Source organism: Streptomyces sp. NBC_00028, assembly GCF_045041065.1.
In the GTDB taxonomy this organism is placed as follows: domain Bacteria; phylum Actinomycetota; class Actinomycetes; order Streptomycetales; family Streptomycetaceae; genus Streptomyces.
The window spans coordinates 7,761,946-7,774,916 of sequence record NZ_CP108293.1 but is presented as its reverse complement, the minus strand read 5'-3'; the positions used below and the strand labels follow the sequence as shown (position 1 = coordinate 7,774,916).

General features: G+C 70.7%; 12 protein-coding genes. 1 reads left to right on the top strand and 11 read right to left on the bottom strand.

Annotation, left to right across the window (positions count from 1 at the left end; translation table 11 throughout):
* Nucleotides 1-5 precede the first annotated feature (5 nt).
* Nucleotides 6-899 carry a DUF72 domain-containing protein gene (locus tag OG885_RS35050; RefSeq protein WP_405738434.1) on the top strand — a complete coding sequence of 298 codons (894 nt, stop codon included), beginning with the start codon at nucleotides 6-8 and terminating at the stop codon, nucleotides 897-899.
* Nucleotides 900-913: 14 nt separating this feature from the next.
* Here OG885_RS35050 and OG885_RS35045 read toward each other — a convergent pair whose 3' ends face one another.
* From OG885_RS35045 to OG885_RS34995, 11 genes are all read right to left on the bottom strand, one after another.
* The gene (locus tag OG885_RS35045; protein WP_405738431.1) at nucleotides 914-1,459 is read right to left on the bottom strand and encodes a TIGR03086 family metal-binding protein; all 546 of its coding nucleotides are present in this window, start codon (nucleotides 1,457-1,459) and stop codon (nucleotides 914-916) included.
* Entirely contained in the window at nucleotides 1,456-1,707 is a 252-nt protein-coding gene (locus OG885_RS35040) for a hypothetical protein (protein WP_405738428.1), read from the bottom strand. The genes OG885_RS35045 and OG885_RS35040 overlap by 4 nt, the downstream gene beginning before the upstream one ends.
* 108 nt (nucleotides 1,708-1,815) lie before the next feature.
* Nucleotides 1,816-2,946 (bottom strand): pseudouridine synthase, encoded by a 1,131-nt coding sequence (locus OG885_RS35035; RefSeq protein ID WP_405738425.1) that lies wholly within the window; start codon nucleotides 2,944-2,946, stop codon nucleotides 1,816-1,818.
* Between the two features lie 11 nt (nucleotides 2,947-2,957).
* Nucleotides 2,958-3,608, bottom strand: coding sequence for an SMC-Scp complex subunit ScpB (scpB, locus tag OG885_RS35030; protein WP_405738422.1), 651 nt, complete (start codon nucleotides 3,606-3,608; stop codon nucleotides 2,958-2,960).
* Nucleotides 3,605-4,567 (bottom strand): segregation and condensation protein A, encoded by a 963-nt coding sequence (locus OG885_RS35025; protein WP_405738419.1) that lies wholly within the window; start codon nucleotides 4,565-4,567, stop codon nucleotides 3,605-3,607. Before OG885_RS35025 ends, scpB begins: the two co-directional genes overlap by 4 nt.
* A gap of 18 nt (nucleotides 4,568-4,585) precedes the next feature.
* Nucleotides 4,586-5,152: a hypothetical protein gene (locus OG885_RS35020; protein ID WP_405738416.1), complete on the bottom strand. Its 567-nt coding sequence runs from the start codon at nucleotides 5,150-5,152 to the stop codon at nucleotides 4,586-4,588.
* On the bottom strand, nucleotides 5,137-6,273 hold the full coding sequence (locus tag OG885_RS35015) for a ParA family protein (protein ID WP_405738413.1): 1,137 nt from the start codon (nucleotides 6,271-6,273) through the stop codon (nucleotides 5,137-5,139). Before OG885_RS35015 ends, OG885_RS35020 begins: the two co-directional genes overlap by 16 nt.
* Nucleotides 6,274-6,685: 412 nt before the next feature.
* A complete protein-coding gene (gene ald / locus OG885_RS35010) occupies nucleotides 6,686-7,801 on the bottom strand; it encodes an alanine dehydrogenase (RefSeq protein ID WP_405743014.1) in 1,116 nt (371 codons plus the stop codon).
* A 144-nt stretch (nucleotides 7,802-7,945) separates the two neighbouring features.
* Nucleotides 7,946-10,009, bottom strand: coding sequence for a tetratricopeptide repeat protein (locus OG885_RS35005; RefSeq protein ID WP_405738410.1), 2,064 nt, complete (start codon nucleotides 10,007-10,009; stop codon nucleotides 7,946-7,948).
* A gap of 149 nt (nucleotides 10,010-10,158) precedes the next feature.
* Entirely contained in the window at nucleotides 10,159-10,785 is a 627-nt protein-coding gene (locus OG885_RS35000; RefSeq protein WP_405738407.1) for an NUDIX domain-containing protein, read from the bottom strand.
* Between the two features lie 86 nt (nucleotides 10,786-10,871).
* Complete coding sequence (locus OG885_RS34995; RefSeq protein WP_405738404.1) at nucleotides 10,872-12,560, bottom strand: CTP synthase; 1,689 nt, start codon at nucleotides 12,558-12,560, stop codon at nucleotides 10,872-10,874.
* Nucleotides 12,561-12,971 lie beyond the last annotated feature (411 nt).

The window sequence follows — 12,971 nt, the reverse complement described above, 5'->3', positions numbered from 1 at the left end:
ACCGCATGGGCGAGATCCTCGTGGGCACGTGTTCGTGGACGGACCGGGCGTTGACCGGCAGCGGCTGGTATCCGCCGGGGCGGCGGGACGCCGAGGGACGGCTGCGGCACTACGCCGGGCAGTTCCCTGTCGTCGAGGTCGACTCGGCGTACTACGCGCTGCCCGACGCCCGCACGAGCGCCTTGTGGGCCGAGCGGACCCCGCCCGGCTTCGTCTTCGACGTGAAGGCGTTCTCGCTGCTCACCGGTCATCCGACCCGGAGTTCCGTGATGCCGGACGGGCTGCCCGCCGACCCCGGGGACCCCGCGGTGCTCGACGCGGTGTGGGCGCGCTTCGCCGAGGGGATCGAGCCGCTGCGGGATGCCGGGCGGCTCGGCGGTGTGCTGTTCCAGTTCCCGCCGTGGTTCCGGCCCGGGCGGTGGGCGGGGGCGTTTCTGCGGGAGTGCGCCGAGCGGACCGCCGGGTGGCCGGTCTCCGTGGAGTTCCGGCATCCCGGCTGGTGGCGCAGGGAGTGGGCGGACGTGACCGCCGCGCTGCTCGCCCGGTACGGCATGACGGCCGTGGCCGTCGACATGACGCAGACCCTCCCCTCCTCGATCCCGCCCGTCGCTCCCGTCACCTCGCCGCGGCTGTCCGTCGTCCGCTTCCACGGACGCAGCGCCTCATGGGGCGCCGGGAGCAAGGAGGACCGGTTCCGGTACGCGTACCGGGAGGCCGAACTCGCCGAGTGGCTGCCCCGGTTGCGTTCACTGGCCGGGCGGGTCGACCAACTCCACGTACTGTTCAACAACTGCTGCGGCACCGCCGCCGTCCACGCCGCCGAAACAATGAAACGCCTGCTGACCAACGCCGCCCCGACCCCCACCCCGGTCTCACCCGGCTCGCGCAGCACACGGTGACCCCCGAGCCGGGATCACCCCGGCAGGGAATCCCGGCGCCCCAGAAAGGCCAGCAGCCGAACCTCGGCCGGTGCGCAGGAACCCACCACCACCGGCTCGGCGAACCGCACCCCCCGGTCCTCCAACGCGACCACGCATCGCGCGATCGGCAGCAACTCGGCCGCGAGGGCGGCCGGGAGAGGGCGGGACCTGCCGCACGCCTGGGCGACGTCCCAGCCGTGCACGGCGATCTCGACGGCGCCGACCGCGCCCATCACCCGCACGTCCAGCGGCCGTTCACCGACCAGTACCTCGTCGCCCGGTCCGGCCGCCCAGGCGCCGAGCACCGCACGCGCGCGGGTGCGGAACCCGCAGACCCGGTCGGTGTGCGGCAGCAGCCCGATGCGTCCGCCGGTCAGCCCCTCGTACAACGCGTCCAGGGAGTCGTCGAGATGGTCGAGCAGCTCCCCCAGGTCCCACTCGGCGCACGGAGTGATCCGGCCGAGGCCCGCGCTCCCGGCCTCGGCGACGCTCCCCAGCGCGTAGGCGAGCGCACGCTCCAGCAGCTCCCCGGCGTTCACGACAGCACCTCCGGCAGACCGAAGCAGGGCGCGTGCGGTGGCCGTCCACGTGTCGGGGCGCCCACCGCGGGGTCCCTCAGCGGCTCCCCAGGCGCCCACGACGGGATCCGGGGCCCCGGGGGCAGCGGAGGCCGCCTACGGCTCTCCAGGGCCGACTGACGCATGCTGTGGGGATTCTCGGCCCCGCCCGCCGAGTCCGCCGAGTCCGCCGTCCGTACCCGTTCCTCGCGGTCCGCCGTCGTGGTCATGTCCGCTCCCTTCGCCCGTGTGGGGTACAGACCGGCGAAAGCGCGGAAACGAATCGGCCGGCCCCGGAGAGATATCCGGAACCGGCCGTCGTACTGGGCGCCCGTGCCCTACAGGTCGACTTCCTGCATCAGCATGCCGACCTCGGTGTTGGACAGCCGCCGCAGCCAGCCCGACTTCTGGTCGCCCAGGGTGATCGGGCCGAAGGCCACGCGCACCAGCTTGTCGACCGGGAAGCCGGCCTCGGCCAGCATCCGGCGCACGATGTGCTTGCGGCCCTCGTGGAGGGTGACCTCGACGAGGTAGTTCTTGCCGGTCTGCTCGACGACCCGGAAGTGGTCCGCCTTCGCGTACCCGTCCTCCAGCTGGATGCCGTCCTTGAGCCGCTTGCCCAGGTCACGCGGGATCGGGCCCACGATGTGCGCGAGGTAGACCTTCTTCACGCCGTACTTGGGGTGGGTCAGCCGGTGCGCCAGCTCGCCGTGGTTGGTGAGCAGGATGACGCCCTCGGTCTCGGTGTCGAGCCGCCCGACGTGGAAGAGCCGGGTCTCCCGGTTAGTGACGTAGTCGCCGAGGCACTGGCGGCCCTCGTTGTCCTCCATGGTGGAGACGACACCGGCGGGCTTGTTCAGCGAGAAGAACTGGTACGACTGGGTCGCGACGGTCAGGCCGTCGACCTTGACCTCGTCCTTCTCCGGGTCGACCCGCTTGCCCTGCTCCAGGACGATCTCGCCGTTGACCTCGACCCGTGCCTGCTCGATGAGCTCCTCGCAGGCCCGCCGGGAGCCGTAGCCCGCGCGCGCGAGGATCTTCTGGAGCCGCTCGCCCTCCTGCTCGGCGCCCGGGAAGGTCTTGGGCAGCTTCACGTCCTTCTTGTTCGCGTACCGCTCCCGGTTGCGCTCCTCGGCACGCGCCTCGTACTCACGGGAGGTCGCCGGCACCCAGCGGCCGCGCCCGGTGCCACCCTGCTTGGGTCCACCCTTGGCGCCACCGCGCGCCGAGGCGCCGCGCCCCGACTTCGGACCCTGCGGAGAGGCGCCGGGGCCCACGTCGTACTGGCGCTCCTCGGGACGGGGCTTCTTCGGCCGGCCGCCCTGCTTGTCGTCACGGGAGTTCCCGGCACCGCGGTGGTTACCGCGGCCACCGCCGCTCCCGCCGCTGCTGCCGCCGCGGCCGCCGCTGTTGCCACCACGGCTCCCGCCGTTGTTTCCGCTGCTGTTCCTGCCGCTGCTGCTTCGCATCACATTTCCGTCTAGTCGTCTGCGTCGTGGCCGTCCGGCGCGTCAGGAGCGTCCGGATCGAACGACGGAACCCCTTCCAGGGTCTCGGCCTCGATCGCCTCCGCCTCGGGGAGGAAGGGCGCGAGCTCCGGGAGCTCGTCCAGGCCGCGCAGGCCCATTCGCTCCAGGAAGTAGTTCGTCGTCGTGTACAGGATCGCACCTGTTTCGGGTTCCGTGCCCGTCTCCTGGACCAGACCCCGCTGAAGGAGGGTCCGCATGACCCCGTCACAGTTCACTCCGCGCACCGCGGAAACCCTGCTGCGGCTGACCGGCTGGCGGTAGGCGACGACCGCGAGCGTCTCAAGGGCCGCCTGGGTGAGCCGGGCCTGCTGGCCGTCCAGGACGAAGCCCTCCACGGCCGCCGCGAACTCGGGCCGGGAGTAGAAACGCCAGCCCCCGGCGATCAGCCGCAGTTCGAAGCCGCGCCCCTGGACGGTGTACTCGTCGGCCAGCTCCCGCAACGCGTCCGCGATCTGCCGCTTGGGCCGCTGGAGGATCTTCGCCAGATGCTCCTCGGTCGCGGGCTCGTCCACGACCATGAGGACGGCCTCAAGCGCTGGCTTGAGATCGAGGTCGGCGACGGTGCGCTGCCCTGCCGGGACGTCAGTGGTCTCCTCGCTCACGCCTTGTCCTCCTTGGGCGGCTCGGGCGGTCGGTCGAACTCGTCGGTGACCCTCGGCGTCCCGTCCCCCTCGCCGCCGGTCCACCGCACGATGAGATCCCCGAGGGCCGTCTCCTGGTCCAGCGCGACGGCCTTCTCCCGGTACAGCTCCAGCAGCGCCAGGAATCGCGCTACGACGGTGAGGGTGTCGTCGGTGTCCTCGACGAGCGCCCCGAAGCTGGCCTCGCCGAGCTCCTTCAGCCGGGCGACGACGATCCCGGCCTGCTCCTGCACGCTGACCAGCGGCGCGTGGATGTGGTCGACGTACACCTGCGGCTTGGGCCTGGGCTGCATCGCCTTCACGGCGAGCTTGGCGAACCCCTCCGGGCCGATGCTGATGACGACCTCGGGCAACAGCTCCGCGTGGTGCGGTTCCAGGCCGACGGTACGGGGGTAGCGGCGGGCCTCGTCGTCGAGGCGCCGGTTGAAGATGTCCGCGATCTGTTTGTACGCGCGGTACTGGAGCAGCCGCGCGAACAGCAGGTCACGGGCTTCCAGGAGCGCGAGGTCGGCCTCGTCCTCGACCTCGGCGGCGGGCAGCAGCCGGGCGGCCTTGAGATCGAGCAGGGTGGCGGCCACCACGAGGAACTCGGTCGTCTGGTCCAGGTCCCAGTCCGGGCCCATCGCCCGGATGTGCGCCATGAACTCGTCGGTGACCTTGGACAGGGCGACCTCGGTGACGTCCAGCTTGTGCTTGGAGATCAGCTGGAGGAGCAGGTCGAAGGGCCCCTCGAAGTTGGCGAGCCGGACCTTGAAGACGCCGTCGTCGGGTTCTTCCGCGGGTTCTTCCGCGACCGGCTCTTCCACCACGACGGGCTCAGGCGCCTCAGGTGCCTCGGGCGCCCCCGGCCCCCGCCCCAGCACGCGCCGACGGCCGGCTGCGGCGCCGGAGGCGGGGACGGGAGCGTCGTTCGAGGTCATGGCCTCCGCAGGCTACCGCTACCGCCCGCGCAACCGTCGTACGAGGATGCTCGCGTCCCCGCGGGACTCCAGGTCGGCCAGCACCACGGCGACCGCCTCGCGGACGATGCGTCCGCGGTCGACGGCCAGGCCGTGCTCGCCGCGGAGCACCAGACGCGCGTGCTCCAGGTCCATGAGCTCCTCGGCGGAGACGTACACGGTGATCTTCTCGTCGTGTCGCTCCCGGCCGCTGGGGCGACGCGAGGGCGCCCGCCCGCCGCGCTGCTTGCGCGGCGCGGCAGAACCTTCCTGCGCGTCCTGACGTCGCCCGGAGCGCTCGGCCGTCGCGTCCCGGCTGCGGGACTCACCGGCCGCGGCGGGCTCCGTCGCGACATGCTCCGCCCCGTCGCCGTCGCCGCCCTGTACGGGCACCGAATGCGGCGCGTCCTCGGACGACGCGGCCGCGGCCCCGTCGCTCTCTCCGGCCGGCGCGGGCACCCGGGCGTCGCCGTTGGCCCCCCGTCGTGGAGTGGACGGCTGGAGCGCCATTCCCCCTGTCGTACGGAAGAGTTCGTCGGCCCCCGGCAGACTCACTCGGCGTGACACCGGGCGAGCACCTCCCTGGCGAGCTGGCGGTAGGCGGCGGCGCCGACGGAGTTGGAGGCGTACGTGGTGATCGGCTCACCGGCGACCGTGGTCTCCGGGAAGCGGACCGTGCGTCCGATGACCGTGTGGTAGACGTGATCGTCGAACGCCTCGACCACCCGGGCCAGGACCTCGCGGCTGTGGACCGTGCGGGAGTCGTACATCGTGGCGAGGATGCCGTCGAGCTCCAGGTCGGGGTTGAGCCGCTCCTGGACCTTCTCGATGGTCTCCGTCAGCAGGGCGACACCACGCAGCGCGAAGAACTCACACTCCAGTGGCACTATCACCTTGTGGGCGGCCGTCAGGGCGTTGACGGTGAGCAGGCCCAGTGAAGGCTGACAGTCGATCACGATGTAGTCGTAGTCGGCCATGAGCGGCTTCAGGGCGCGCTGGAGCGTCGACTCGCGCGCGACCTCGGAGACCAGCTGGACCTCCGCCGCCGACAAGTCGATATTGCTCGGCAGCAGGTCCATGTTGGGGACCGCGGTCTTCAGCAGGACCTCGTCGGCCGCCATGCCCCGCTCCATGAGCAGGTTGTAGACGGTGAGGTCGAGCTCCATCGGGTTGACACCGAGACCCACCGACAGCGCGCCCTGCGGGTCGAAGTCCACGAGCAGTACCCGGCGTCCGTACTCCGCGAGGGCGGCACCCAGGTTGATGGTCGACGTGGTCTTGCCGACGCCGCCCTTCTGGTTGCACATCGCGATGATCTTCGCGGGCCCGTGGTCCGTCAGCGGACCCGGGATCGGGAAGTACGGCAGCGGGCGACCGGTCGGGCCGATGCGCTCACGGCGCTGACGGGCAGCGTCGGGAGCGAGCGTGGCCGCGTACTCGGGGTCGGGCTCGTACTCGGCGTCGGGGTCGTAGAAGTGCCCCTCGGGCAGTTCGTCGTAGTCGGCGAACTGGCTGTGGGGCGCGCCACTTCCGTCGCCGGCCATGGCGTTCACGTGATGGCCATCCATGCTCTGGTGTGCTGACAGAGTCACGCGGGTCTGCTGGTGACTCCGGTGGGCTGCGAAGGTGCGCACCGCGACGGAGCCGACAGCCTCGAACCCCGCGGGACCCTGGTCCCGTACCGGCACTCCTGGTTGACCACCCCCGGGAGAAAATGTCGACTCATTCACAAGTCGTCTTACCTCCTTGGTGACCAGGAAACTTCTAGACAGGTCAGCGTGGCACCATGCCGACAGTCGGCGACTCTATGGCGTGTCGGGCGTCCGCAGCAACACAATCCGCCGGACCCGGCCCGATGTGTCGGCAATGAAACATCCCTCTGTCAAGGGCGTACGGCCGTCGCACGGCAGGTTTCACGGGTGTGCGAATCGACCAAAGGGTTACGTTCGAGGCGAGTTGACCGAGAGTCGCAAAGTGACCATACACACATCCGGCCGGACCTTGTCGGGCAAGGTCCGGCCGGGTGCGCGTCGTTGACACGCCATGTTGACGTATCGCCTTTACGAAAAGGTGACTTAGCTGTTCGGCGAGGTCAGGGGCTCAGCCGAGCAGCGTCTCCAGCTCGATGTGCTCCAGACCGTGCGCCTCGGCGACCTCGCGGTAAACGACCTTGCCGTCATGGGTGTTGAGGCCCTTGGCGAGCGCGGGGTCACGGCGCAGCGCCTCCACCCAGCCGCGGTTGGCGAGCTCCACGATGTAGGGCAGCGTCGCGTTGGTGAGCGCGTAGGTGGAGGTGTTGGGCACCGCGCCCGGCATGTTGGCGACGCAGTAGAAGACCGAGTTGTGGACCTGGAAGGTCGGCTCGGCGTGGGTCGTCGGGTGGGAGTCCTCGAAGCAGCCGCCCTGGTCGATCGCGATGTCGACAAGGACACTTCCCGGCTTCATCCGGGCCACGAGCTCGTTGGTGACCAGCTTCGGGGCCTTGGCGCCCGGGATGAGCACCGCGCCGATGACGAGGTCGGCGTCGAGGACGGCCTTCTCCAGCTCGAAGGAGTTGGACATGATCGCCCGGACCTTGGTGCCGAAGACCTTGTCGGCCTCGCGGAGCTTGTTGATGTCGCGGTCCAGCAGCGTGACGTGGAAGCCCATGCCGACGGCGATCTGCGTGGCGTTCCAGCCGGAGACGCCACCGCCGATGACGACGGCACGCGCGGGCTGGGTGCCGGGGACGCCGCCGGGGAGCACACCGCGGCCGCCGACCGAGCGCATCAGGTGGTAGGCGCCGACCTGCGGGGCGAGGCGGCCCGCGACCTCGGACATCGGGGCGAGCAGCGGAAGGGCGCGCGAGGGCAGCTCGACCGTCTCGTAGGCGATGGCGGTGGTGCCGGACTCGATGAGCGCGTCGGTGCACTCCTTGGAGGCGGCCAGGTGCAGGTAGGTGAAGAGCGTCTGGTCCTTGCGGAGCCGGTGGTACTCCTCGGCGATGGGCTCCTTGACCTTCAGCAGCAGGTCGGCGGTGGCCCACACCTCGTCGGCGGTGCCGAGGATCTGCGCGCCGGCGGCGACGTACTCCTCGTCCGGGATCGACGAGCCGACACCGGCGCCCTGCTCGATGACGACCTGGTGGCCGTGGCGCACCAGCTCGTGCACGCCGGACGGGGTGATGGCCACCCGGAACTCGTTGTTCTTGACCTCGCGGGGGATGCCGACCTTCACGTGGATCACGGTCCTTGGCTCAGTGGATGTGGGGCAATAGAACACATACCCGGGCATGCACGAGCACACCGGGAGACACCGCAGGAGAAGGTGCGGCAGAGCCAGTCTAATGAAGGTGTTCCCGCTGTCTAGCCTTTCATTGCATCAATCTTCTGCTGGTGTACTACGGATTTCGCAGGCATCAGCGTCTTGTTTCGAAGGATCGGGCCGCTCCGGTTCCGCTTCAGGCTCCGAAAACTCCTCCCCCAGCAGCCGCTCGGCGGCCCCCCGGTGCAGCGTCGCGGCGGCCGGATCGCCCAGGTGGTCGAGGGTGTCGGCGAGCCTCAGCTGCAACGCGGCCTGCAGTCGTACGTCCTCCGCGCGCCGCGCCCACTCGACGGCCTCCTGGCAGGTGCGCAGCGATTCCTCGGGCCGCCCGGCGTACTCCTGGACCCGCGCCAGCTCGCTCAACGCCCGTGCGTGGGCGGCCACATCGCCCTCCTTGCGGTACCCGGCGACCGCGGCCCGCCAGCTCCGCAGCGCCTCGCCGTACCGGGCCGCATAGGTGTGGGCGGCGGCGATCCGGCCGTACAGCCGGGCGGCGTCCGCGCGCTCGTCGCGGGCCAGGCGCTGGGCGAGGGCGCGGCCGAACCAGTCGGCGGCCCGGTCGTAGTCCCCGAGCTCCAGATGCGCACCACCTACGGATTCCATCGCGCGGCCGGTCGCATACGGATCGTTTGCCGCGCGTCCGGCGTCCAGCGCGGCCCGATAGCGGGTGAGCGCGTCGGCCGTGCGCCCGGTCTGGGCGTCCAGGTCGCCCAGGTTCAGCAGCGCCGCCGCCTGCTCCCGGGGCAGCTTCCGGCGCTCGGCCACATCGAGGACGAGCCGGTGCAGGCCGTACAGGTCGGGGGCCGCGGCCTGGGTGCCGAAGTGCGCGACCATCGCCCTGACCAGCTGGGACATCAGCCGTCTGGCGAGGGTGTCGAGCTCCCCGTCGGCGACGGCGAGCCGCGCCGAGGCCAGCAGGGCGGGCCTGCGGACGCGCAGCCAGTCCTCGGCCGCCCTGGGGCTGGGGAAGCGCAGGGAGCGGGGCATGCCCTGGAGCTTCTCGCGGGCCTCGGGGTTGTCCGTCTCGGTGATGGCGCGGCAGGACTGGAGCAGCCGTACCGTGCGCTCCAGCATCCGGGCACGGGCCAGCTGGAGCTCGGCGGGACGGTCCTGGGTCTCGGCGAGGGACTTCAGCAGGGGGTGCAGACAGGCTGGCACCTCGTACTGCGGCAGCGGGGACTCCACGGAGTGCAGCAGGCCGAGGGCGACGAAGTCGTCCAGGGTGGTGCGGGCGCCGCCCACCGAGCAGCCGGCGAGGGCGGAGGCGGTGTGCGGGTCGACCAGGCCGGCCGGGGCGAGGGAGAGCAGGCGCAGTATCCGGGCGGCGGGGCTGGGCAGGGAGCCGTAGGCGAGACGGAAGACCCGGCTCAGCGGCGTCCCCTCGTCGCCCTCGGCGTGCAGATGCTTGGCGAGGTCGGCGACGGCGGCTTTCGGCCGGGCGGCGAGCCAGCCGCCGGCCATCGTCAGGGCCGCGGGGTGGGCCTGGCACTCCTCGACGAGGCCCTCGGCGGCGCGCGGGTCGACGGTGATACGGACCGAGCCGGTGTACCGGGTCAGCAGCTCCAGGGCGGACTTGGTGTCGAGGCCGCCGAGCGTGCAGGGGCGGACGTCGGAGATACCGGTGAGCGGGCCGTCGGACACGGCGACGACCAGGCACTCCGGGGTGTCCGGGAGGAGGGCGTCGACCTGGTCGGCGGTGACCGCGTCGTCGAGCAGAAGCAGTGCGCCGCGGTCGGCGAGTGCCTCGCGCAGCGCCGCGGTGAGGTCGTCCTCGGCGGCGCCTGCCGGGGTCGGGCGGTCCAGGGCGGCGAGCAGTTCACGGGCGGTGCGCTCGACGGGGACGGGGGTGCCGTCGGGCTCGCTGAGACGTGCCCTGAGGACCCCGTCGTCGTAACGGTCCGCGACCTGCTGGACGAGCTCCTCGGCGAGCGCGGAGCGGCCCGAGCCGGGTCGGCCCGCGATGAGCAGCACGCGCGCGCGGGGAGCCTTCTTGCCGGAGAGGGTGTCGAGGCCCGCCCGCTCGATGTCGGCGCGGAGCTCCTTCAACTCTCTGGTCCGGCCCAGGAATTGACCCTCGGCCGACAGCTGAACGCCGCTCGTGTCCACCGCCTGATCCGTCACGGGCCACACTCCCGTCCCACCGCACGCGCAAGCCCGTCGGGACTCCGAACGGGCATTTACAGAGCGTAGTTCACCCTCTGCAACGTTCCTGGTGGAGCGCGGCGGACAGGTCGCCCGATCGGATCAACCGATGGTCACACCAGGAGTGTTCAGGACTCGAAGGGACGCGCGGGCCAGGGGGCGTCGGCGGGGCGCAGCGCGTCGAGGCCGTCGCCGTTCTGCGCGGCGACGAGCGAAAGCACGCCCACGACCAGGCAGTTGTTGTGCAGCTCGCCCGCGAGCACGCCCCGTACGAGCTCGTCGAGGGGCACGCGCGCGTACTCCAGGTCGATCTCCTCGTGCTCCACCTCGAAGCGCTCGCCCTCGGCCTCCGACAGATCGCGGGCCAGGAAGATCCGCACGGCCTCGTCGCAGCCGCCGGCCGTGGTGTAGACGTCGGCCAGCACCCGCCAGTCCTCGGCCTTGACGTGCGCCTCCTCGTACAGCTCGCGCTGGGCGGCGTGCAGCGGGTTCTCGCCGGGCACGTCGAGCAGTCCGGCCGGGATCTCCCACAGCTTCTGGCGCACCGGGTGGCGGTACTGCTTGATCAGCAGCACCCGGCCGTCGTCGTCCAGGGCGAGGACGCCGACCGAGCCGGGGTGGACCTGGTAGTCACGGCGGACGACCTTGCCGTCGGGCATGACCACGTCGTCGGTGCGCACGGAGGTCTTGTTGCCCACGAAGGGGGTCTCCGTCGCCCGGATCTCCCACTCCTCGGGGGTGTCCTTGATCGTCATGCCCAGTCCTTCCGCACGTGCTCAAAGAGAAGCCGGGGCGCCCGCCTGTTGAGTGCGAACGCCCCGGCCACCGTACAACTGTTGTGTTACTTCGAGGTCTTCCGCACGCCCTCAGCCTGCTGACGCTCGACCGACGCCTTCACCAGGCCGGCGAACAGCGGGTGCGGGCGGGTCGGGCGCGAGCGCAGCTCCGGGTGCGCCTGCGTGGCGACCAGGTAGGGGTGGACGTCGCGCGGGTACTCGACGTACTCGACGAGCTTGCCGTCCGGGGAGGTGCCGGAGAACAGGATGCCCGCCTGCTTCTCCAGCTCCGCGCGGTAGGCGTTGTTCACCTCGTAGCGGTGGCGGTGGCGCTCCTCGACGTACTCCTTGCCGTCGTACACCTCGCGCACGATCGAGCCCTCGGCCAGCTTGGCCGGGTACATGCCGAGCCGCATGGTGCCGCCCATGTCGCCCTCGCCGGCGACGATGTCGAGCTGCTCGGCCATCGTGGAGATGACCGGGTGCGAGGTCGCCGAGTCGAACTCGGTGGAGTTGGCGTCCGGGATGTCGGCCAGGTTCCGCGCGGCCTCGATCACGATGCACTGCAGGCCCAGGCAGAGGCCGAGCAGCGGGATCCTGTTCTCGCGGGCGTACTTGATCGCGCCGACCTTGCCGAGCACACCGCGGTCACCGAAGCCGCCCGGGATGCAGATGCCGTCCACGTCACCGAGCTGCGCCGCGGCACCGGCCGGGGTCTTGCAGTCGTCGGACGTGACCCACTTGATCTTCACGCGGGCCTTGTTGGCGAAGCCGCCCGCGCGCAGCGCCTCGGTGACCGAGAGGTAGGCGTCGGGCAGGTCGATGTACTTGCCGACCAGGGCGAGGGTGATCTCATGGTCGGGGTTGTGGACGCGGTCGAGCAGGTCGTCCCAGGTCGTCCAGTCCACGTCGCGGAACGGCAGGTCCAGCTTGCGGACGACGTAGGCGTCCAGACCCTCGCCGTGCACGGTCTTCGGGATGTCGTAGATCGAGCGGGCGTCGGGGCAGGCGACCACGGCGGCCTCGTCGACGTCGCACATCAGCGAGATCTTGCGCTTGATGGCGGTCGGGACCTCGCGGTCGCAGCGCAGCACGATGGCGTCCGGCTGGATACCGATGTTGCGCAGCGCCGCAACCGAGTGCTGGGTCGGCTTCGTCTTCAGCTCTCCCGACGGGCCGATGTACGGCAGGAGGGAGATGTGGACGACGAAGACGTTGTCACGGCCGACCTCGTGGCGGACCTGGCGGACCGTCTCCAGGAACGGCAGGGACTCGATGTCGCCGACGGTGCCGCCGACCTCGGTGATGACGACGTCGACCTCGTCGGTCGCCATCCGCCGGATGCGGTGCTTGATCTCGTTGGTGATGTGCGGGATGACCTGCACGGTGTCACCGAGGTACTCGCCGCGCCGCTCCTTGGCGATCACCGTCGAGTAGACCTGGCCTGTAGTGACGTTGGCACTGCCGTCCAAGTCACGGTCGAGGAAACGCTCGTAGTGTCCGATGTCCAGGTCGGTCTCGGCGCCGTCGTTGGTGACGAAGACCTCTCCGTGCTGGAAGGGGTTCATCGTGCCCGGGTCGACGTTGAGGTACGGGTCGAGCTTCTGCATGACGACGCGCAGGCCCCGGGCCTTGAGCAGCATCCCCAGGCTGGAGGCCGTCAGGCCCTTGCCCAGAGAGGAGGCGACACCCCCGGTGACGAAGATGTGCTTGGTCGTCGTAGCTGTGCTCGAACGAAAGGAGGGCGTCGGCATGGCCAAGAGGGGGCTCCCGTGGTCGCGATCTGGAGTGCGGTGCGGCGCTGTGACCGGAGATTCCCGGCGTCGCCGTCGCTGCGGTCGGGGGTTTTGTCCACCACCGGTCCACGGGCTACCAGGGTATCAGCGCCTCGGGGCGATGGCTTCCGGCCACGCTCCGCGCACGCACCGACACGGACTCACACCCGTCACGGGTTTCTCACCGACTGCTCACCCGTTCGGCCCACCCGCGTTGCCCGGAGCGGCACACAGATCATCTACGTGCGTCGTATCCTGCTCGGACATTCGCTGCCGAGCCCGGCCGGCAACACGGCACCACCCCCCGCCCGTAAGCCCCGGAACAACGTGAGCTCGTCAGTTCGTTGAGAAGAGATCGTCGTTTTGCCCAGCGGCACAGCGGCTGCTTTG